Raw genomic sequence first — 20,520 nt, forward strand, 5'->3', positions numbered from 1 at the left:
GATCAGGCCGCCCCGAGGGAGACCGCGATCGCATCCCGTACGGCGGCGTCGTCCGGAACCGGCCGTCCGGCCTCGGTCGCCAGCTCGGCCAGCGAGACCATCGTGACGTCGTGCAGTCCGCAGGTCGTGAACGTGTGGAAGACGGACATGTCCGGGGCGACGTTCACCGAGAACCCGTGGCTGGTCACACCCTTGCGGATCCGCATCCCGATCGAGCACAGCTTGCGCCCGTCGGCCGTCCACACCCCGACCAGACTGCTCGCACCCTTCGGCGTCTCCCGCCGTACCAGCGGAAACCCGAGCGACCCGAGCGCCTCGATCAAGCCGTCCTCCACCCAGCGCACCACGTCCACGACCCCACGCCGCTTCAGATCCATCACCAGGTAGCCCACCAGCTGCCCCGGCCCGTGGTACGTCGCGAACCCGCCGCGGTCCACCGCCACCGCCGGGATCCCCGCGGTCTCGGCCGGCAGATCGCCGGCCGCCGTACGGGATCCGTAGGTGATCACCGGGGGATGGCTCAGCAGGAAGAGGCGGTCCTCCGCCGTCCCCGCGAGGCGCTCGGCAACCCACTCCTGCATCTGCTTGCCGGCGACGTCGTACTCGATCTCACCCAGATCAACTCGCTGCACCTTGCCAGCGTAGATCGGCAGCACCAACAACGAATCAGCCCCAACAACGAATCAGGGCCAGTCACCGGAGTGACTGACCCTGAGTCTCTTGGTCGGGCTGACAGGATTTGAACCTGCGACCTCTTCGTCCCGAACGAAGCGCGCTACCAAGCTGCGCCACAGCCCGAATCGCCGTTAGCTTACATGCGCCGGGGCGTGGGACGAAATCGGCCAAGAGAGTGCACTGACGCGGGGGACCAACGTGAGCAATGTCGCTTCCGGACGGCAGGCGAAACGGACCGGCGCGTACGGCGAGGTGCCGAGGCCGGCGGAGACGTGGAGCGCTGCTTGGCGGCCGCTGCTGCCCCAGGTGGAGAGGCCTTTGACACGCGAGGCGTCGAGGTCGCAGTTGGTCACCAGGGCGCCGTAGAACGGCACCGCGAGCTGGCCGCCGTGGGTGTGACCGGCGAGCACCAGGGGATAGCCGTCGTCGACGAAGGCGTTCAGGACCCGCTGGTACGGCGCGTGTGTGACTCCGATCGAAAGGTCGGCCGACGGGTCCACCTCGCCCGCGATCACGCCGTACCGGTCGCGCTTGATGTGGGGGTCGTCGGTGCCGGCGAAGTCCAGGCGCAGGCCGTTCACCTTGAGGCTGGTCTTGGCGTTGTTGAGGTCGGCCCAGCCCGCGTCGGTGAAGGCGCGCCGCATCTCCTCGAACGGCAGATCCGGCCCGTGTGGCTTGTGGCGCTGCTTGTTCGCCGGGAGGAGGTACTTGGCCGGGTTCTTGAAGTGCGGCTTCCAGTAGTCGTTCGAGCCGAACACGAACACGCCGGGAAGATCGAGCAGATCGCCGAGCGCCCGCAGCAGCGGCGGCACCGAGTCCTGGTGGGACAGGTTGTCGCCGGTGTTGACGATCAGGTCCGGCTCGAGCGCGGCCAGATCGTTCACCCAGCCGATCTTCTTCGCCTGCGTCGGCATCAGATGCAGATCAGACAGATGCAGCACCTTCAGCGGCGCGGCACCCTCGTCGAGCACCGGAACCGTCACCTTGCGCAGCGTGAACCACCGCACCTCGACCAGCGCCGCATACGCCACGCAAGCGGCTCCCACCGCACCCACGGCGGCCGTGGCCTTCAGCGTCGTACCGGCAATCCCGCGCAAACTCATTTACCCAGCCTGCCACAATCTCTGCTATGTCCAACTCCGGAATGAAACAGCGCCTGCACGACGACATGACCGCCGCGCTCAAGGCGCGCGACGAGATCCGCAAGTCCACGCTGCGGATGGCGCTCACCGCGGTCACCAAGGCCGAGGTCGCCGGTAAGGAGGCCCGCGAGCTCTCCGACGCCGAGATCCTCGAAGTCCTCGGCTCCGAGAACAAGAAGCGCCGCGAGTCCGTCATCGCCTACCGCGACGCCGGCCGCGCCGAGCTCGCCGAGAAGGAGCAGGCCGAGGCCGACATCCTCGCCGAGTACCTGCCCGAGCAGCTCACGGCCGAAGAGATCGCCGCCCTGGTCACCGAAACCATCGCCGCCACCGGCGCCGCCGAGCTCGGCCCCCGCGGCATCGGCAAGGTCATGGGCGCTCTCCAGCCCAAGGTCAAGGGCAAGGCCGACGGCGGCGCCGTCTCCGCCGAAGTAAAACGCCAACTAGGCGCCTGACAAACGAAAGGGCCCCCGTCCGCAGTGGACGGGGGCCCTTGTTTTGTCAGCAGTTGGGGTAGTTGCGTTCCCAGGGTTGGCAGCCTGGGGTGGCGCCGCCGCTGTTGGGCTGGTTGTTGTCGCCGTTCTCGTTGTTGCCTTGGGTGTTGTTACCGCGGTTGCCGTTGGAGACGTAGATGGTGACGGTGGAACCGGCGGGGGCTCCGTCGCGGCGGCGGGGGTCGGTGTAGGCGACCGTGCCGGCGGATTCCTCGGAGTTGACCTGGGTGGGGCTGATCTGCGCCTCGAAGCCGGCCTGGCGGAGCTTGTTGGCCGCGTCGTCGGGGTTCATGCCGTTGACGGACGGGAGCTCTTCGTTGTTCCCGTTCGCGGTCTTCTCGTCCGGCGCGGTGAAGTGCGTGGTCGGGTAGCCCTGCAAGGCGTTCTGCATCGCGGTCATCCACAGCGGACCCGCCGTCTGCGAACCGGAGGCGTCGTTGATCTGGCGGCCGTCCAGGGTCTGACCGGACAGGCGCTTGGTCGGCGGGCTCGCGTCGGCCACCACGGCCGCGCTCGCGAGCTTGCTGGAGTACCCGGCGTACCACACCGCCTTGGCCTCCTGGATGGTTCCGGTCTTGCCGGCCAGGTCGCTGTTGCCGAACTTCAGCCGGTTACCGGTACCGCCCGGCTCCATGACCTGGTGCAGCACCGCGTTGACGCCGTCGGCAGCCGCCTCGGGCAGAACCTGCTTGCAGTCCGAGCCCGGGATGTTCACGGCCTTGCCCTGCGGGTCGCGGACCGAGGTGACCAGCAACGGCTTGCAGTACTTGCCGCGGGCCGCGAAGGCGGCATACGCGGCCGAGAGCTGCAGCGGCGTCACCAGGTCGACGCCGAGCGTCATCGACGGAACCTGCTCGAGCGGCTCACCGGTCTGGGCGTTGTTCATCCCCAAGCTCGCGGCGAGCTTCGCGATCGGGCACAGGCCGACCTTCTGGGACAGCTGCAGGAAGTAGGTGTTGGTCGACTTCTGCGCCGCCTCGATCATGGTCGGCTCGGCCACGTTCTGCGTCGAGTTCGTCGGCGCGTAGTCCTTCGGCACCGTCACGTTCCCGTTGCAGGTGCTGAACTTCGTCCCCTCGAAGTGCAGCGGGCTCGGCGACGGGATCTTGTAGTTGATCGAGTAGCCCTTCTGGATCGCCGCGGCGATCGTGAAGGCCTTCATCGTCGAACCGTTCTGGAAGCCGCCGAAACCACCGGGGGACGACGGCGTCTTCTCGACGTTGTAGTTGTACGACGTCTGGTCCTTCTTCGCGCCGTACTTCTTGCTCTGCACCATCGCCTTCACCAGCCCGGTGCCGGGCTCGACGATCGTGATCGCCGCGATCGCCTGGTCGTTCGGCTTGGTGTGCTCGTCGATCGACTTCTGCGCGGCGGCCTGGATCTTCGGGTCGAGCGACGTCCGGATCGTCAGACCGGCGGTCTTCAGGTAGGTGGCGCGGTCCTTCGGGGTCTTGCCGAAGGCCGGGTTGTCCTTGAGCTGCGCGACGATGTAGTCGCAGTAGAACGGGTACGGCGAGTTGCCGCAGCCGATCTGGTTCTTCCGGACCTTCGTCGGGTCGATGACCGGCTGCCGCAGCGCCTGGGTGGCCTGCTTGACCGAGATCACCTTGAGCTCGAGCATTCGCCGGATGACGACGTCGCGACGGTCCTTGGACCGCTTCATGTTGTTCGTCGGGTCGTACGCGGTGGGGCTCTTCACCATGCCGGCCAGCATCGCGGCCTGGGCCAGGTTGAGGTCCTTCGCGTCGACGCGGAAGTAGTGCTGCGCGGCGGACTGGATGCCCCAGGCGCCGTCGCCGAAGTTCGCCAGGTTCAGGTACTTCTCGAGGATCTCGTTCTTCGAGAACTCCTTCTCGGCGGCGATCGCGAAGCGCAGCTCGGCGACCTTGCGCTGGGTGGTCGCGGCGGTGGCGGCCTCGACCTCGGCGGGGGTGTTCGCCTTCTCGATCAGGCTCAGCTTGATGAACTGCTGGGTGATGCTCGAACCGCCCTGCTGGACCGCGCCCTCGGTCTGGTTCACCGCGAGCGCGCGCAGCGTCCCCTTGAGGTCGAGCGCGCCGTGCTCGAAGTACCGGTCGTCCTCGATCGCGACGATCGCCTTCTGCATGATCGGGGCGACCTTGTCGAGCGTCACCGGGACCCGGTTCTTGTCCGCCAGGGTCGCGATCACGGATCCGTCGGCGGCCCGGATGGTGCTCTTCTGCTTGAGCGGCACCTCGTCGAACTGCTGCGGCAGGTCCTGCAGGGTCTCCGACGTCTTCTCCGTCGTGAACCCGGCCAACCCGGCCAACGGCATTGCCAGACCTGCTGCCAGCGCGCCCGACAGCACACTCACTCCGAGGAACAGAACCACCGACTGGACGACTCCGCGGTCGCCCTTCTCCCTGACGCGCATGGTTATAGAGACTACGTGACCGGCTATTTGGGTTACCGCTCACGATGTGATTTGCGTCACTGTCGCTGGACAAAGTTCATCCAAAAGAATGAGGGCCCGAGCAGACGCTCGGGCCCTCATCGGTACGACGGTCTCAGGCGGCGTACTGCCGCGCCTCGACCTGTGCTGGTTCGAGTGCCAGCTCCAGCACTTCCCGTACGTCGCTCACCGGGTGAACGGTCAGCTCCGCCAGCACCGACTCCGGTACGTCGTCCAGGTCGGGCTCGTTGCGCTTCGGGATCAGGATCGTGGTCAGTCCGGCCCGGTGTGCGGCGAGCAGCTTCTGCTTCACCCCGCCGATCGGGAGGACCCGTCCGGTCAGAGACACCTCACCGGTCATCGCGACCTCCGACCGTACCGGCCGTCCGGACAGCAGCGACGCGAGCGCCGTTGTCATCGTCACACCGGCCGAAGGTCCATCCTTCGGGACGGCACCGGCCGGTACGTGGATGTGGGTGTTCCGCTCGGCCAGATCGCCGACCGGCAGCCCCAGCTCCGCACCGTGCGAGCGCAGGTACGACAGGGCGATCTGCGCCGACTCCTTCATCACGTCACCCAACTGCCCGGTCAACGTGACTCCGGTCGGGCCGGTCTCCTTGTCGGCCAGCGACGCCTCGATGAAGAGCACGTCACCACCCGCACCGGTCACCGCTAGCCCAGTCGCGACGCCCGGGAGCGCCGTACGCTCCGCAGACTCCGGTGTGAACCGTGGCGACCCCAGGAAGCCCTTCAGCTCACCGGCGTCCACAGTGACCTTGCCGACGTCCTCGCCCAGAGCGATCCGAGCCGTCACCTTCCGCAGGACCCGAGCGATCGACCGCTCGAGCTGCCGTACGCCGGCCTCTCGGGTGTACTCGCCGGCCAGCAACCGCAGCGCCGATTCGTCGACCGTCACCTCGTCCGCCGTCAGGCCCGCCCGCTCCAGCTGTCGCGGAAGCAGGTGGTCACGGGCGATGGTGACCTTCTCCTCTTCGGTGTACCCGTCCAGCTGCACCAGCTCCATCCGGTCCAGCAGCGGACCGGGGATCGAGTCCAGCACGTTCGCCGTGGCCAGGAAGACCACGTCGGACAAGTCCAGCTCGACCTCCAGGTAGTGGTCCCGGAAGGTGTGGTTCTGCGCCGGGTCGAGGACCTCCAGCAGGGCGGCGGTCGGGTCGCCCCGGTAGTCCGAACCCACCTTGTCGATCTCGTCCAGCAGTACGACGGGGTTCATCGAACCGGCCTCGGTGATGGCCCGGACGATCCGGCCCGGCAATGCGCCGACGTAGGTACGCCGGTGCCCGCGGATCTCGGCCTCGTCCCGGACGCCACCCAGCGCCACCCGGACGAACTTGCGGCCCATCGCTCGCGCCACCGACTCACCCAGCGAGGTCTTACCCACACCAGGAGGACCGACGAGAGCCAGTACGGCGCCACTGCGGCGACCGCCGACCACGCCCAGTCCACGGTCCGCACGGCGACGCCGTACAGCCAGGTACTCGGTGATGCGTTCCTTGACGTCGTCCAGACCGGCGTGGTCCGCGTCCAGCACGGCCCGCGCCTCACGGATGTCGTAGTTGTCCTCGGTCCGCTCGTTCCACGGCAGCTCCAGCACCGCGTCCAGCCAGGTGCGGATCCAGCCGACCTCAGGAGACTGCTCCGACGTCCGCTCGAGCTTGTCGACCTCGCTGAGCGCTGCCTTCTTCACGTGCTCCGGCAGATCAGCGGCCTCGACGCGGGCCCGGTAGTCCTCTTCTTCGGACTCGGCCTTCCCGTCCAGCTCGGCCAGCTCCTTGCGGATGGCGGCCATCTGCTGGCGCAGCAGGAACTCCCGCTGCTGCTTCTCCATGCCCTCCTGGACGTCCTTCTGGATCGTCTCGGAGACCTCGAGCTCGGCGAGGTGATCCTTCACCCAGCCGATCAGCTTCTCCAGCCGCTCGGAGACGTTGGCGTTCTCCAGCAGCTCGGACTTCTGCTCGTTGCTCAGGTACGACGCGTAGCCGGCCAGGTCGGACAGCTCCGCCGGGTCGTTGACCTGCTTCACGGAGTCGATGACCTGCCAGGCGCCACGGCGCTCCAGCACGGTCGTGGTGAGGGACTTGTAGTCGCGGGCCAGCTCGGCCGACCGCGAGTCGGTGATCTCGTGCAGCTGGGTCGCTCCGACCCAGAGGGCAGCACCCGGACCAGTGGTCCCGGCGCCGATCAGGACCCGCGCGGTACCGCGGATCACTGCTGCCTGGGCTCCGCCCGGCAGCCGGCCGATCTGCTCGATCTCACCGAGCACTCCGGCCTTCGCATATTTCCCGTCCAGTCGCGGTACCAGCAGCACCTGGTCGGCACCCGAGGCCTGCGCGGCGTCGATGGCCGCTCGCGCCTCGCTGTCGGCGAGGCGGACCGGCACGACCATTCCCGGCAGAACGACGATGTCGTCCAGCGGCAGAACCGGAAGATTCAACGTATCGGTCACGCTGTCACACCCTTATCCAAAGATTGAGTCTGACAGGCTCAACCAATGCCCCCACCAGGTCATTCCCGGTGTTCCCGGCGTTCGCTCAGGGTGAAATGGAGGGTGGCTCCGCCTAGGCGGTGAGCAGATCACCGATCTGGCGGAGGCCGGCCAGGTCATGGACGTCGTCCGCGAGGGCCGGGACCTCGATGGTCGGGATCGACCGGTGACCGCGCTTGAACCGGTCGGCGCGCTTGTGGTCGGCGACCACCTGCTGCATCTTGTCCGCGTGCAGCCGGAGCAGCGCGGCGGTCAGCGGCGACTTGTCCGCCTCCTCCAGCTTCTCCGCCGCCGCAAGCGACCGCTCCGCCGACAGGTCGATGGCCTGCGACCCCGTGACCCGATTCAGTACGACGCCGGCCAGCGGCATGTTCTCTTCCCGCAACCGCTCGGTGAAGTACGACGCCTCCCGCAACGCGTCGTTCTGCGGAGCCGCCACCACGAGGAAGGCAGTCTGCGGCTCCCGCAACAGGGCAACCGTCTTCTCGGCCCGCTTCCGGAAACCACCGAACAGCGTGTCGAACGCCGCTACAAACGTCTGTACGTCGGTCAGCACCTGCGCGCCGAGCACCTTGTTCATGACCGACATGGCCATGTTCACCCCGGCCGACATCAACTTGAACGGCCCGCGAGCCGGCACCAGCAAGAGCCGCAGGAACCGGCCCTCCAACAGTGAGGCCAACCGTTCCGGCGCATCCAGGAAGTCCAGCGCGGACCGCGACGGCGGCGTGTCCACGATGATCAGGTCCCAATCGCCAGACGCCTCGGCCTGCTTGTGCAGCTGGCCGAGCTTCTCCATCGCCATGTATTCCTGCGTCCCCGCGAACGACGAGGACAGCGCCAGATAGAACGGATTGGCCAGGATCTGCTCGGCCTTCTCCGGCGTCGCATGCGCGAGCACGACCTCGTCGAAGGTCCGCTTCATGTCCAGCATCATCGCGTCCAACGTCCCACCGGCGGTGCCGTCGACACCGGCCACCGCCCGCGGCGTGTTGTCCAGCTCGGTCAGCCCCAACGACTGCGCCAACCGCCGCGCGGGATCAATCGTCAGTACGACGACCTTCCGCCCCCGCTCGGCCGCCCGCAGACCGAGCGCCGCCGCGGTAGTCGTCTTGCCGACCCCGCCCGACCCGCAGGTCACCACGATCCGGGTCGTGGGGTCGTCGATGAGCGCATCCAGGTCCAGGGTGGTCACGGGCGGAACTCCTCGGCGATGTCGATCAGTGTCCCGTGGTCGATTCCCTCGGGTTGCAACATCAGCTCGGTGACCTGCTTGCCCAGGGCATCGATCCGGTCGCGGTTCTCCCGTTCCAGTCCGACCCGCACCGCATGGTCGCGCGCCTCGTCGGCGAGTGCCGAGACCAATTCCTTGCTGACGGCAACACCGGCTGCTCGGAGGCCCTTGGTCAGCTCGGTGGCGGAGAGTTTCTCCTTTGCTGCAAGGGCGATCGCGTCGTCGTCGAGCGGACTGTGCCGCACCATGTTCACCACGATCGACCCGATCCGCAGATCCAGCGCCTCGAGCTGCTCGACCGCATCCAGGGTCTCCTGGACCGGCATCTCCTCCAGCAGTGTGACCAGGTGGATCCGCGTCACGTCCGACCGCAGCATCCCCATGATCGCGTCCGCCTGGTTCCGGATCGGTCCGACCTTGGCCAGGTTGGCGACCTCGTGGTTGACGTTCAGGAACGAGCCGATCCGGCCGGTCGGGGGTGCGTCCACCACGACCGCGTCGTACGCGAGATGTCCGTGCGCCTTGCGTCGCGTCGCCTCGTAGACCTTGCCGGTGAGCAGCACGTCGCGGAGTCCCGGGGCGATCGTGGTGACGAAGTCGATCGCGCCCACCTTGTCGAGCGCCTTCCCGGCGCGACCGAGGTGGTAGTACATGTCGAGGTACTCGAGCAGGGCCGCCTCGGCATCGACGGCGAGCGCGAACACCTCACCCCCGCCGACGCCGGTCGCGATCTTGCGCTCGACGTACGGGAGCGGTGGTACGTCGAAGAGCTGGGCGATGCCCTGGCGCCCCTCGACCTCGACCAGCAGTACCCGTTGACCCTGCCCGGCCAGCGCGAGCGCCATGGCGGCGGCAACGGTCGACTTCCCGGTGCCTCCTTTGCCGGTGACCACATGGAGTCGCGCCATAAGGACCAGAGTAGGACGTGGCCCACGGCACACCGACCGGGGCGGTGGGGCGGGGAAGGTATTTGGCAGAGCCCAGCCCGTTAGAGTCCACCTCATGAAGAAGTTCGAGTACTTCACCGCGCCGCTGCTGGTCCACTCGACCAAGGAGATCCTGGACAACTTCGGCCAGGACGGCTGGGAGCTGGTCCAGGTCGTCCCGGGCATGAACCCGGAGAACCTGGTCGCCTACTTCAAGCGGGAGATCGAGTCCAAGTGAGCCACCCCGAGGAGAAGCTGGCCGAGCTCGGCCTGAAGCTGCCGGAGGTGGCCAAGCCGGTCGCCGCCTATGTCCCGGCCGTCCGGACCGGCAACCTGATCTACACGTCCGGTCAGCTGCCGCTGCGCGATGGCACCCTGATCGCCACCGGCAAGGTCGGCGACGCGGTCACGCCCGAGGTCGCCAGCGAGTGTGCGCAGCAGTGCGCGCTGAACGCCCTGGCCGCGGTCAAGGCCGAGATCGGCGACCTGGCGAACATCAAGCGGATCGTCAAGGCCGTCGCGTTCATCGCCTCGACGCCGGAGTTCACCGGTCAGCCCCAGGTCGCGAACGGCGCCTCGGAGCTGTTCGGCGCCGTCTTCGGTGAGATCGGTCAGCACGCCCGCAGCGCCGTCGGCGTACCGGTTCTGCCCCTCGACGCCCCCGTCGAGGTAGAACTCATCGTCGAGGTCTGACCACCGCCACCCCTGCTGCCATTTGGCTGGCTAGGCAGGGGTTTTGGGGGTTCTCCACCGTGGTCAACGGTGCAGAGCCCCCGATTTGGCTGGCTAACCAGGCAACCGCGCTGGTACGGCGGGTGCCGGGAGGAACTGCATGGTCCGCGATCTGAGGTCGGAGCCGCTGACCGGCCGGATGGCCGAGGCGGCGTTCGCGCACGTCCGGGAGTCCCGGACGCCCGCCGAGCCCCGCCCGGCCGCCACCGTGATCCTGCTTCGCGACACCACCGCCGGCCCGGAGGTCTACCTGCTCCGGCGGCAGCAGTCGATGGCGTTCGCCGCCGGTATGACGGTCTTCCCGGGCGGCCGCGTCGACCCCACCGACTCCACGGTCGCCGACTCGTGGTCCGGTCCGCCGCCCTCATGGTTCGCCGAGCGACTCGGGTGCTCCGACCAGACAGCCTCGGCGTACGTCGCCGCCGCCGTCCGCGAGACGTTCGAGGAGTCCGGCGTACTGCTCGCGGGCCCGTCAGCCTCATCGGTGGTCGCGGACACGAGCGGTGACGACTGGGAGGCCGATCGCGTCGCCCTGGAATCCCGCGAACTGGGGTTCGCCGACTTCCTGCACCGCCGCGGCCTGGTGCTGCGCGCCGACCTACTCGGCGCTTGGGCGCACTGGATCACCCCCGAGTTCGAGCCGAAGCGCTACGACACCGCCTTCTTCGTCGCCGCCCTCCCGGCCGGCCAGATCACCCGCGACGTGACGAGCGAGTCCGACCAGGTCGCGTGGCTGAGCCCCGCCGCCGCGGTGGCCGCCGTCGACAGCGGCGAGATGCTGATGCTCGCGCCCACCTATCTGAGCTGTGCCGAACTCGCGGCGTACGACGACGTCGCCGCCACCCTGGCCGCGGCGGGTGACCGCAAGATCCCGCTGATCATGCCGACCCTGCGCATCGAGAACGACCTCGCCTACCTGGAGAACACATGATGGAGCGCGTCACCGACTACGCGACCCGGGTGCTGGCCGCGAACCCCGGCCCGATGACGCTCGAGGGCACCAACACCTGGATCCTCCGCGCCCCGGGCGCCACCCAGTCCGTGGTGGTCGACCCGGGACCGCAGCTCGAGGACCACCTCCGCGCCGTACTGGAGGCAGCCGGTGACGTCGCTGTCGTTCTCCTGACACACAAACACCCCGACCACACCGAAGGCGCCGCCTGGTTCGCCAACCGGGCCGGCTGCGGAGTCCGCGCCGTCGACCCCGCCTTCCGCCTCCCCACCGACCACGCCCACGGCCTCGCCGAAGGCGACATCATCACCGCCGAAGACCTCCGCATCGAGGTCCTCCCCACCCCCGGCCACACCCTCGACTCCGTCTGCTTCTGGCTCCCCCAAGACGGCTCCCTCCTCACCGGCGACACCGTCCTGGGCCGCGGCACCTCCGTAGTAGCCCACCCCGACGGCGCCCTCGCCCCCTACCTCGACTCCCTCCAGAAGCTCCAAGCCTTCGCCAACTCCGCCGCCGGCCTCGAACGCCTCCTCCCCGGCCACGGCCCCGTCATCACCGACCCCGGCAAGGTCCTCACGCAGTACCTGACGCACCGCCGCGAACGACTGGAGCAGGTCCGCCAGGCGGTAGCCGCCGGCCACACCACCCCCGAAGCCGTAGTAGCCCACGTCTACGCCGACATAGCCCCCACCCTCTGGCCCGCCGCCACCCTCTCCGTCCGCGCCCAACTCGACTACCTCCAAGCCCCCTAACCCCCTCCCGGCCCGCTGGGCAACCCCCCACCCCACTGGGCAACCCCCCACCCCACTGGGCAACCCCTCACCCCGGTGGGCAACCCCTCACCCCGCTGGGCAACCCCCCACCCCGCTGGGCAACCCCCCACCCCGAGGGATGCCCACTGAGATGAGGGGTTGCCCAGCGGAAATTCGGATAGGCAACCCCCCATCTGAGGGGATATCCACTGGATCGGAGGGTTCACGCGGTCGGTGGGGTTATCCACAGGTTGGAGGAAGGGGGGCAGCGGGAGGACGGGGTCTCGGCTGATGCTTGGAGGGTGAATCTGAAATTGAAGCTGCTCGCGGATGGGCAGGGCGGGGTGTTCAGCCGTCCTCAGGCTGCGGACTGCGGCTATACGCCTGACCAGATCCGCGATCGGATCCGGGATCGGCGGTGGGTACGGATTCGCCGCGGTCAGTACGCCGAGGCGCGGGATCTGAGCCACCTGCCTTCGTGGGCTCAGGCGCTCTCGAAGCATCGACGGCTTGTTCATGCGGTGATGAACTCCATGCGCGCGGACGCAGTTGCCGTGAGCCACCAGTCGGCGCTCGCCCTGCACGGCATACCACTGTGGGGACCCGACCTCGGTGAGGTCCAGGTCACCCGGCTCGACAGGCACCGCGGCGGCCGGATTGCCGGCGTACGTCACCATCGGGGAAAGCTGACGGCCGAGGACCTGACGTTGGTGGGGCGGTTGCCTGTGACAACCGTGGCCAGGGCGCTGTTCGAGATGTCCTGTACGACGTCCTTCGAGGCGGCTGTGGTCAGTGCCGACGCCGTCCGGCGTGGCCACCCCAACCCGGACCCGCTGGACCGTCTGCTGCGGGTGACCGAGTTCTGGCCGGGGAGTGCGACGGCGCGGGCCGCGCTGGCCTTCAGCGATCCGTTGTCGGAGTCGGTCGGCGAGTCGCGGCTACGAGTGCTGATGTACACCCACGGCCTTCCGATACCGACGCTCCAAGCAGAGTTCACCGACGCCGTCGGTTTCGTCGGCCGGGTCGATTTCTACTTCCCCGACCAACGGACCGTCGTCGAGTTCGACGGGTTTCAGAAGTACGACCACAACACGCGCGAGCGCGTGATCCAGGAGAAGCTCCGGGAGGACCGCCTACGGGCTCTGGGCCTGCAGGTCGTACGCATTACCTGGGCCGACCTCGCGGACCCGGCCCAGGTCGTTGCCCGGATCCGCGCTGCGTTCGCCCGCGCCTGACAGTCCGCTTGCCCACTGAACTAGGGGGTTGCCCCCTCGAATTATCGATGGGCAACCCCCCAGAAGAGGGGATAACCACTGGGATGGGGGTTCGCCTGGCGGGAGTGGCGGGAGTGGCGGGAGTGGCGGGTGGAGCTGGTGCTGGACGGCGACCGGGGTGTGGCGGATACTGTATGCACGGACGATGAGAGGTGTGGCTGATGGGTGAGTTGGGGCGGCTGGACGCGGGGCGCGCGGTTGTGCGGGCGAAGCGCGGAAAGGGGCTCACCTGGGCGGCGATCGCCGAGGAGGTCGGGCGGGGGAAGGTCTGGGTGACCGCCGCGCTGCTCGGGCAGCATCCGGTTTCGGCTGAGCTGGCGGAGCGGGTGGGGAAGTTGCTGGGGCTCGACGGTGAGGTGGTCGAGGCGTTGCAGCTGCCGCCGGTGCGTGGGGCGGGTGTCGTGGACACCAGTGAGCCCGCGGTCTACCGGCTGGAGGAGATCGTGCAGGTCTACGGGAGCGCGATCAACGAGCTCATCCGCGAGGAGTTCGGGGACGGGATCATGAGCGCGATCGACTTCGAGATGGAGCTGACCCGGGTCGCCGATCCGAAAGGCGACCGGGTCGTCATCACACTGAACGGGAAATACCTGCAGTACCGCGAGTTCTAGCGGGCGCGGCGTTGGAGGCGGTCTACGTCGAGGAGTACGACGGAGCGGGGCTCGAGGCGGACCCAGCCGCGGGAGGCGAAGTCGGCGAGGGCCTTGTTCACGGTCTCGCGGGAGGCGCCGACGAGTTGGGCCAGCTCCTCCTGGGTGAGGTCGTGGTGGACGTGGACGCCGTCGTCGGCGGTGCGGCCGAAGCGGCTGGCGAGGTCCAGGAGGGCCTTGGCGACGCGGCCGGGGACGTCGGAGAAGACCAGGTCGGCGACCACGTCGGAGACCTTGCGCAGGCGGGAGGCGAGCTGCAGGAGCAGGCCGCGGGCCACCTCGGGGCGGCCGGCCAGCCAGCGCAGGAGCTCGTCGTGGGTGAGCGACATCATCGACGCGTCGGTGACGGCGGTGACCGTGGACGAGCGCGGTCCGGGGTCGAACAGCGACAGTTCGCCGAACATCTGGCCCGGGCCGAGGACGGCCAGCAGGTTCTCCCGGCCGTCGGCCGAGGTGCGGCCGAGCTTGACCTTGCCCTCGACGACGATGAACAGCCGGTCCCCGGAGTCGCCTTCGTGGAACAGCACCTGGCCACGCCGCAGCCGGCTCTCGGTCATCGAGGCGGCGAGCGCGTCGGCCGCCTCGTCGTCGAGTTGACTGAACAGCGGCGCCTGCTTAATTACTGTGGCATCCACTTTTGGGGCCTCCTAGGACCTTCGACCACGACTACGAACAGGGGATCACCCCACCCGGCGAGATGAGCGTATCCACCCGCTCGCCCCAAAACCGTAGCCCCTCGGGTGGCGGCCACGCCACGTAGGCCACTTCCGGCGAGTCCCGGCCGCCTCCGGAGGCCGTCTCTGGTACCCGGCCGGGAGGTCTCGCCGGCCTCAGGACTCCACGGGGAGATCGGCCAGCCAGTTGCCGTGGAACCCGTACGGGACGCGGACGGGGAGCTGAATCGTCGCCACCGGCGCTGCGGTCAGATCGGTGGCGTCGAGGATCACCAGATCGCTGGTGTCGGACGCGGCGTCGTGAACATAGGTCATCAGCCAGCCGTCGCCGCCGGGTCGGTTGTCGGCCGGGACGAAGGCGGCCTCGCCCGGGGTGCGGCCCGGACCGAACTCGTGCGACGTGACCCCGCCCTCGCGCAGGTCGTAGCGGATCACCGCACCACGAGGAGCGCCTCCAGGGGGCGTCCGGGTGACAGTGGCATGGCCGTGGCGGCTGTTCAGGCCGGCCAGCCGGTCGTCGATGCGGGGGAACTCGGCAGCCCGGTCGTGGAGCTGTTGCTCCCGGACGGTGCCTGTCGTCAGGTCGATGATCCAGCGCCACAGCGTTGCCTGCTGAGAGTCTGTGCTGTTCTTCCGGAACAGCTCCGGATAGCGCATGACGTGCAGGACGATCTGTTCCTGGCCGTCGGGCCCGGTCTCGTCATGGGCGTTCAGGGTGTGGAAGACGTAGCAGGGATCGATCGCGAACCAGCGGACTTTGCCGTACGGGTCGTCGCGCCTCAGTACGCCGAGCCGAGCGCCGTACCCGTCGCTCCAGCTGAACGGCATCCCGCGACCTGTTCTGGCGATCTCCAGATCGAAGACCACCGGGAGGTCCATGAAGACGACGTGACCGGCGGAGAGGCTGAAATCGTGGTTCATCGTCGCGGCCGGAACGTCGATCGGCCGGCTGATCACCAGCGCCCCGGTCGCGTCCGCCCGGTGATAGGTCAGGTACGGCGCGGTCAGGCTGTAGCCGAAGAAGTGCAGCTCCCCGGTCGTCGGGCAGGTCTTCGGGTGCGCGGTCATTGCCGTGCGCAACTTTCCACCGAAGTCGTACGAACCCACGGTGTCCAGCTCGCGGGTGAGCTCGTAGGGGTAGGACGACTCGACCAGGGCCAGCGTGCGGCCGGCATGCCGCACGACGTGGGTGTTCGCGACTCCGGCCGTCAGATCCAGGTTTCCTTCGCTGTCGTTGACCCTGGCGCCGTCGGTGAAGGTCGACGTACGGACCCAGCGGTTGCGGTAGGAGACCGCCCGGCCGCCGTCGATCCGGACGCCGTGGATCATTCCGTCGCCGAAGAACCAGTGGCCCGAGGCGGCGTCGTGCGGATTGGGGCCGTTGCGCAGGTACCAGCCGGTCAGCTCGGGTGGGATCCGGCCGGTCACCGGCAGGTCGTAGGCGGTGAGTTCCTTGTCGACGGGCGCATAGTTGCCGGCCAGATGGGGTGCGGTCTGCATGAGTGGCTCCTCGAGAAGGGTTTCAGCGGGTCCGGAGCTGGGCGGCCTTGGCCCGGATGTGGGCCACGTAGCGCACCGTGAAGACCATCGGTACGACGAAGGCCGCGATCTGAACGATGGACCGGGTGGTCGAGCCGGAGTGCGCGAGAGTGGCGAGAACGACGGCGCCGACGGCGAAGCTCGCGGTCCAGGCGGCGGTGATGATGACGTTGATGCGGACGAACAGCGGCTGGTCCCAGACCTCGCGCGGCGTGGTCTGCTTGGCGATCCCCAGCGTGAACGGCTTGCGGACAGCCAGCGAGACGCCGGCGATCAGGGCGAGCGTGGCCGACGACAGCGCCGCCGTGTAGGGGTGCAGTCCGCTGTCCGGCGTGGTGAACGCGATCACGGTGATGGCGGCGAAGAACACGGCCGAGCCGATCTCGATGATCTGGGCGTCGAGCGAGCGGCCGGATCGGGTCTGCAGAGCGATCAGTCCGAGGGAGAGGGCCAGGGCGATCAACGCCGCCCAGTTCCAGTGCGCCGACGGAATGATCGCGTAGACGATCCACGGGGCGAAGGTCCGCAGGTACGACATGAGGGTTGCTCCCTAACTGATGGCCGATCGGAGATTCCGATCTCGACAGGTCAAAAGTAGAAGGTCCCGACTAGACATGTCAAGAGTGGAAGGTAGAATGGGTCGCATGAGCCTGCGACACGCCCTGCTCGGACTGCTGGTCGAACAACCGGCCAGTGGCTACGACCTGCTGAAGACCTTCGACACCTCGCTCGCCAACGTCTGGCCGGCCACCCAGAGTCAGCTGTACGGCGAGCTGGGCAAACTCGCCGACAGTGGCCTGATCGTGGTCTCCGAGCAGGGTCCGCGCGGCCGCAAGGAGTACACGCTGACCGAGGCCGGCCTGATCGAGCTCCGGCGCTGGCTGACCGAGACCGAGCCGCAGCGCACCCGCAGTGACGTCCTGCTGCGGGTCTTCTTCCTCGGTGTCCTCACTCCCGAGCAGGCGCGCGACTACCTCGACGGCCAGGCCGCCCACGCGGCCGGACTGCAGGTCGAGCTGAAGAAGCTCGACGACACGATCGACTGGGACGACGCGGACCTCTCTGTCTACGGCCGGATCGCGCTGGCGTACGGACAGCGTTTCGCGGCGATGCAACAGGAGTGGGCCGAATGGGCCCGCACCCAGGTCAAGCCTGGCTGAGGACCCAGCGGTCAGAAGTCGTTGACGGGGCTGACCGGAGCCGGCGAGCTCGGCCGGCGGAATTCTGTAGGCGGGCGCACGTAGGCTGGTCCGCATGCCATCCCAGCGTGTCGCGGAAGCTGTCGAACACCCCCTCCCGGGGGCGTTGGAGACGGTGACGCTGAAGCTCCCCCGCAAGGCTCCGGTGTTCGCCGGCGAGACGTCCAGTCAGTTGGTCCGCAGGGCCCGGAAGATGCACAAAGTGCTCACCGAGACCTATCCGGACGCTCACTGTGAGCTCGATTTCACGACTCCGCTCGAGTTGCTCGTGGCCACCATCCTGTCCGCCCAGACCACCGACGTGATGGTCAACAAGGTCACCCCGACGCTCTTCGCGAAGTATCCGACGGCCCAGGCGATGGCCGAGGCCGACCGCGAGGAGATGGAGGCGATCCTCAAACCGACCGGCTTCTTCCGCGCGAAGACGAACAGCGTGATGAAGCTCGGCCAGGTCCTCGTCGACGAGTACGACGGGGTCGTCCCCGGCAAGCTCGAGGAGCTGGTGAAGCTCCCCGGCACCGGCCGCAAGACCGCCAACGTGGTCCTCGGCAACGCCTTCAACGTCCCTGGGATCACCGTCGACACCCACTTCGGCCGGCTGGTCCGGCGGTTCGGCTGGACCGAGGAGGAGGATCCGGTCAAGGTCGAGCACATCATCGGTGAGCTCTTCCCGAAGAAGGACTGGACGATGCTCTCGCACCGGCTGATCTTCCACGGCCGCCGCCGCTGCCACGCCAAGAAGCCCGCCTGCGGCGCCTGCCCGGTCGCCCAGTGGTGCCCGTCGTACGGTGCTGGTCCGACCGACTACGAGTCCGCCGCGAAGCTGGTGAAGGTCCCGGCCGCGTGAGGCGCGTGCTGGCGGCGGCCGTCCTCGCGACGGTGCTGGCGGGCTGCGGGCCAACTCCCAGTACGCCGGTTGCCGGGTCGACCGGGGCTCCCGGTGCCGACAAGCTGGTCGCCTGCCCACCGGCCCAGTCCCGGCCGCCGGTGAGTGGCGGGTTGCCCGACATCACCCTCCCGTGTCTCGGTGACGGCCCGGACGTCCGGCTCGCCGATCTGCGCGGGCCGCTGCTGATCAACGTGTGGGCGCAATGGTGCCCGCCCTGCCGCGCGGAAGCGCCGTACCTGGCTGCTTTGCAGAAGAAGGCGGCGGGCAAGCTGCAGATCCTGGGGATCGACTACGAGGACCCGCGCGCCGAGCTGGCCGTGAAGTTCGCTCTCGATCGCCAGCTGGATTATCCGCACGTCGTCGACTCCGAGAAGCTGGTGCGCAAGACGTTCAAGGTCGTCGGCCCGCCGGTGACGGTGTTCGTCGACAAGGACGGCAAGTTCACTCTGCATCAAGGCGCGTTCACCTCGCAGAAGCAGCTCGACCAGCTGGTGAAGGACAAACTGGGGGTGTCGCTGTGACCTTCGAAGATGTGGAGATCCCCGACTGGCTGCACCCGTTGGCCAAAGCCTCCGCGGATGTCGATCCGAACGTGCTGTCCCGCTTCCTGCCGCCCGACGACCCCTCGGTGCGCAACTCCGCCGTACTGATCCTGCTTGCCGAAGGCAACGAGGGTCACGAGGTGCTGCTGACCGAGCGGTCCTGGATGTTGCGCAAACATGCCGGTCAGATCGCCTTCCCGGGCGGTGGAGTCGACCCCGAGGACGGGACCGGCGAGTCCGGGCTGGTCCGGACGGCGCTCCGCGAGGCCTGGGAGGAGACCGGCCTCGATCCGGACGGCGTCGTACCGTTCGCGATCTGGCCGGCGCTCTGGGTCCCGGTCAGCAACTTCGGCGTGTCGCCGGTGCTCGCCTGGTGGCGTACGCCGTCGCCCGTGGCGGTCGTCGATCCGGCCGAGGTGGCCTCCGTGCACACCGTCCCGGTGCAGGTCCTCGCCGACCCGGCCAACCGGGTCAACTGCCTGCATCCCTCCGGTTTCACCGGGCCCGCGTTCCTGGTCGGCGACCTGTTCGTCTGGGGCTTCACCGCTGGGCTGCTCGACAAATTGCTGCTGCTCGGCGGCTGGGCGCGCGACTGGGACCCCTCGAACGTCGTACCTTTACCCGACCGACTGGTGGAGGCGGCCTGGCGGAGTGAGGGACGCCGGTCCGAGGACGTGCGGCGGATGACCGCTATCGAGCACGATCTTGGCCGGACGGACGGGAACGATCCGGAGGACGTGGAGTGAGCAAGCTCGACTGGGCGCTGGTGATCGTGACCCTGCTGGTCGCGATCTCGGGGTACATCGAAGGCTTCGTGCTGGGCGCGTGTGCCACCCTCGGGCTGCTCGGCGGTGCCGCGATCGGAGTCTGGGGCGTCCCGCGGGTGCTGGACAACTTCTCGCCGAGCGTCTCGGTGTCGTTCGCCGCGCTGGTCCTGGTGGTGATCCTGGCCTCGATCGGCCGGACGGTCGGGGCCGTGATCGGGTCGAAGATACGTAACAAGATCTCCTGGCGCCCGGTCAAGGCGGTCGACGCGCTCGGCGGCGCCGTGCTGGCCGCGGCTTCGGTGCTGATCGTCTCCTGGGTGCTCGGGGTCGCGGTGAGCGGTGCGCGGATCCCCAGCGTCACCTCGGCGGTCCGCGGCTCGGCCGTGCTGGCCAAGGTCGACCAGGTGCTGCCCAGCGGCGCGGACAACGCGCTGCAGGCCTTCAACGACGTGGTGAACACCGACCTGTTCCCGCGCTTCCTCGACCCGTTCGTGCCGGAGCGGATCCGCGACACCCAGCCGCCGGACAGCGCGATCGCCCGGCAGCCGGCGGTTCGCCAGGCGTACTCCCGGATCGCCAAGGTCACCGGCGTGGCCAACTGCTCGCGCGGGCTGGAGGGCAGCGGTTTCGTCTACGCGCCCCAACGCGTGATGACGAACGCGCATGTCGTCGCCGGCGTCAGCTCGCCGCAGGTCGAGGTGAACGGCAAGTCCTACGAGGCGAACGTCGTACTGTTCGACTCCGAGGTCGACATCGCCGTCCTGTACGTGCCGAAGCTCGACATCAAGCCGCTGCAGTTCGACTTCACCGCCAAGGCCGACGACCCGGCCGTCGTGCTCGGCTACCCGGAGAACGGCCCGTTCGACTCCGAGGCGGCCCGGATCCGCTCCGAGGAGCGCCTGCGCGGCCCGGACATCTACGGCGACCGCACAGTCACCCGGCAAGCGTTCTCGATCTGGGCCTCGGTCCGCCCCGGCAACTCCGGCGGCCCGCTGCTGTCCGCGAAGGGCACCGTGTACGGCGTGGTCTTCGCGGCCTCGGTCGAGGACAACCGCACCGGCTACGTGCTGACCGCAGAGCAGGTCGCCGACGACGCCCGCCAAGGCGCCTCGGCGACGCAAGAGGTCTCAACAAAAACCTGTACGTAGGACGCAGCAGAT

21 protein-coding genes and 1 tRNA gene are annotated in these 20,520 nt (G+C 68.3%); 12 read left to right on the forward strand and 10 right to left on the reverse strand.

Going from position 1 to position 20,520, the window contains the following annotated elements:
- Positions 1-2: 2 nt before the first annotated feature.
- From lipB to OG474_RS18925, 3 genes are all read right to left on the reverse strand, one after another.
- Positions 3-632 carry a lipoyl(octanoyl) transferase LipB gene (lipB, locus tag OG474_RS18915; RefSeq protein ID WP_405063649.1) on the reverse strand — a complete coding sequence of 210 codons (630 nt, stop codon included), beginning with the start codon at positions 630-632 and terminating at the stop codon, positions 3-5.
- 89 nt (positions 633-721) lie between these two features.
- Positions 722-798 (reverse strand) — tRNA-Pro (locus OG474_RS18920).
- 8 nt (positions 799-806) lie between these two features.
- Positions 807-1,772, reverse strand: a complete 966-nt coding sequence (locus tag OG474_RS18925) for a metallophosphoesterase (protein WP_405064591.1) — start codon at positions 1,770-1,772, stop codon at positions 807-809.
- Between the two features lie 32 nt (positions 1,773-1,804).
- Between OG474_RS18925 and OG474_RS18930 the strand changes: the two genes are divergently transcribed.
- Entirely contained in the window at positions 1,805-2,272 is a 468-nt protein-coding gene (locus tag OG474_RS18930; RefSeq protein ID WP_405063650.1) for a GatB/YqeY domain-containing protein, read from the forward strand.
- A gap of 46 nt (positions 2,273-2,318) precedes the next feature.
- Here the strand turns inward: OG474_RS18930 and OG474_RS18935 are convergent, their stop codons facing one another.
- The 4 genes from OG474_RS18935 to OG474_RS18950 form a co-directional block, all read right to left on the reverse strand.
- A complete protein-coding gene (locus tag OG474_RS18935; protein WP_405063651.1) occupies positions 2,319-4,706 on the reverse strand; it encodes a penicillin-binding protein in 2,388 nt (795 codons plus the stop codon).
- Between the two features lie 133 nt (positions 4,707-4,839).
- Entirely contained in the window at positions 4,840-7,191 is a 2,352-nt protein-coding gene (gene lon / locus OG474_RS18940) for an endopeptidase La (protein WP_405063652.1), read from the reverse strand.
- A gap of 112 nt (positions 7,192-7,303) precedes the next feature.
- The gene (locus OG474_RS18945; protein WP_405063653.1) at positions 7,304-8,425 is read right to left on the reverse strand and encodes an ArsA family ATPase; all 1,122 of its coding nucleotides are present in this window, start codon (positions 8,423-8,425) and stop codon (positions 7,304-7,306) included.
- Positions 8,422-9,372 carry an ArsA family ATPase gene (locus tag OG474_RS18950; RefSeq protein WP_405063654.1) on the reverse strand — a complete coding sequence of 317 codons (951 nt, stop codon included), beginning with the start codon at positions 9,370-9,372 and terminating at the stop codon, positions 8,422-8,424. The genes OG474_RS18945 and OG474_RS18950 overlap by 4 nt, the downstream gene beginning before the upstream one ends.
- A 94-nt stretch (positions 9,373-9,466) precedes the next feature.
- Between OG474_RS18950 and OG474_RS18955 the strand changes: the two genes are divergently transcribed.
- The 6 genes from OG474_RS18955 to cynS all read left to right on the forward strand — a co-directional run bounded on the left by OG474_RS18955 (position 9,467) and on the right by cynS (position 13,711).
- The gene (locus OG474_RS18955) at positions 9,467-9,628 is read left to right on the forward strand and encodes a DUF4177 domain-containing protein (protein ID WP_132413438.1); all 162 of its coding nucleotides are present in this window, start codon (positions 9,467-9,469) and stop codon (positions 9,626-9,628) included.
- Positions 9,625-10,083 (forward strand): RidA family protein, encoded by a 459-nt coding sequence (locus tag OG474_RS18960; protein WP_405063655.1) that lies wholly within the window; start codon positions 9,625-9,627, stop codon positions 10,081-10,083. Before OG474_RS18955 ends, OG474_RS18960 begins: the two co-directional genes overlap by 4 nt.
- A gap of 139 nt (positions 10,084-10,222) precedes the next feature.
- Positions 10,223-11,053 carry an NUDIX hydrolase gene (locus OG474_RS18965; protein WP_405063656.1) on the forward strand — a complete coding sequence of 277 codons (831 nt, stop codon included), beginning with the start codon at positions 10,223-10,225 and terminating at the stop codon, positions 11,051-11,053.
- Positions 11,050-11,826: an MBL fold metallo-hydrolase gene (locus OG474_RS18970; protein ID WP_405063657.1), complete on the forward strand. Its 777-nt coding sequence runs from the start codon at positions 11,050-11,052 to the stop codon at positions 11,824-11,826. Before OG474_RS18965 ends, OG474_RS18970 begins: the two co-directional genes overlap by 4 nt.
- Before the next feature lie 302 nt (positions 11,827-12,128).
- Positions 12,129-13,061, forward strand: a complete 933-nt coding sequence (locus OG474_RS18975) for a type IV toxin-antitoxin system AbiEi family antitoxin domain-containing protein (RefSeq protein WP_405063658.1) — start codon at positions 12,129-12,131, stop codon at positions 13,059-13,061.
- A 200-nt stretch (positions 13,062-13,261) separates the two neighbouring features.
- Complete coding sequence (cynS, locus tag OG474_RS18980; RefSeq protein ID WP_405063659.1) at positions 13,262-13,711, forward strand: cyanase; 450 nt, start codon at positions 13,262-13,264, stop codon at positions 13,709-13,711.
- Here the strand turns inward: cynS and OG474_RS18985 are convergent.
- The 3 genes from OG474_RS18985 to OG474_RS18995 all read right to left on the reverse strand — a co-directional run bounded on the left by OG474_RS18985 (position 13,708) and on the right by OG474_RS18995 (position 16,501).
- Entirely contained in the window at positions 13,708-14,385 is a 678-nt protein-coding gene (locus tag OG474_RS18985) for a Crp/Fnr family transcriptional regulator (protein ID WP_355466031.1), read from the reverse strand. The two genes, cynS and OG474_RS18985, sit on opposite strands and share 4 nt — an antisense overlap.
- A gap of 195 nt (positions 14,386-14,580) precedes the next feature.
- Entirely contained in the window at positions 14,581-15,924 is a 1,344-nt protein-coding gene (locus OG474_RS18990) for a carotenoid oxygenase family protein (RefSeq protein WP_405063660.1), read from the reverse strand.
- Positions 15,925-15,946: 22 nt separating this feature from the next.
- The gene (locus OG474_RS18995; protein ID WP_405063661.1) at positions 15,947-16,501 is read right to left on the reverse strand and encodes a hypothetical protein; all 555 of its coding nucleotides are present in this window, start codon (positions 16,499-16,501) and stop codon (positions 15,947-15,949) included.
- A gap of 106 nt (positions 16,502-16,607) precedes the next feature.
- On the opposite strand from OG474_RS18995, the gene OG474_RS19000 reads away from it, so the two are divergent.
- From OG474_RS19000 to OG474_RS19020, 5 genes are all read left to right on the forward strand, one after another.
- The gene (locus OG474_RS19000; RefSeq protein ID WP_405063662.1) at positions 16,608-17,123 is read left to right on the forward strand and encodes a PadR family transcriptional regulator; all 516 of its coding nucleotides are present in this window, start codon (positions 16,608-16,610) and stop codon (positions 17,121-17,123) included.
- 94 nt (positions 17,124-17,217) lie between these two features.
- On the forward strand, positions 17,218-18,009 hold the full coding sequence (gene nth, locus OG474_RS19005) for an endonuclease III (protein WP_405063663.1): 792 nt from the start codon (positions 17,218-17,220) through the stop codon (positions 18,007-18,009).
- The gene (locus OG474_RS19010) at positions 18,006-18,572 is read left to right on the forward strand and encodes a TlpA family protein disulfide reductase (RefSeq protein ID WP_405063664.1); all 567 of its coding nucleotides are present in this window, start codon (positions 18,006-18,008) and stop codon (positions 18,570-18,572) included. The genes nth and OG474_RS19010 overlap by 4 nt, the downstream gene beginning before the upstream one ends.
- Entirely contained in the window at positions 18,569-19,339 is a 771-nt protein-coding gene (locus tag OG474_RS19015) for an NUDIX hydrolase (protein ID WP_405063665.1), read from the forward strand. The genes OG474_RS19010 and OG474_RS19015 overlap by 4 nt, the downstream gene beginning before the upstream one ends.
- The gene (locus OG474_RS19020; protein ID WP_405063666.1) at positions 19,336-20,508 is read left to right on the forward strand and encodes a MarP family serine protease; all 1,173 of its coding nucleotides are present in this window, start codon (positions 19,336-19,338) and stop codon (positions 20,506-20,508) included. The genes OG474_RS19015 and OG474_RS19020 overlap by 4 nt, the downstream gene beginning before the upstream one ends.
- Positions 20,509-20,520 lie beyond the last annotated feature (12 nt).

It is taken from the genome of Kribbella sp. NBC_01505, from assembly GCF_045040285.1.
GTDB lineage: Bacteria > Actinomycetota > Actinomycetes > Propionibacteriales > Kribbellaceae > Kribbella.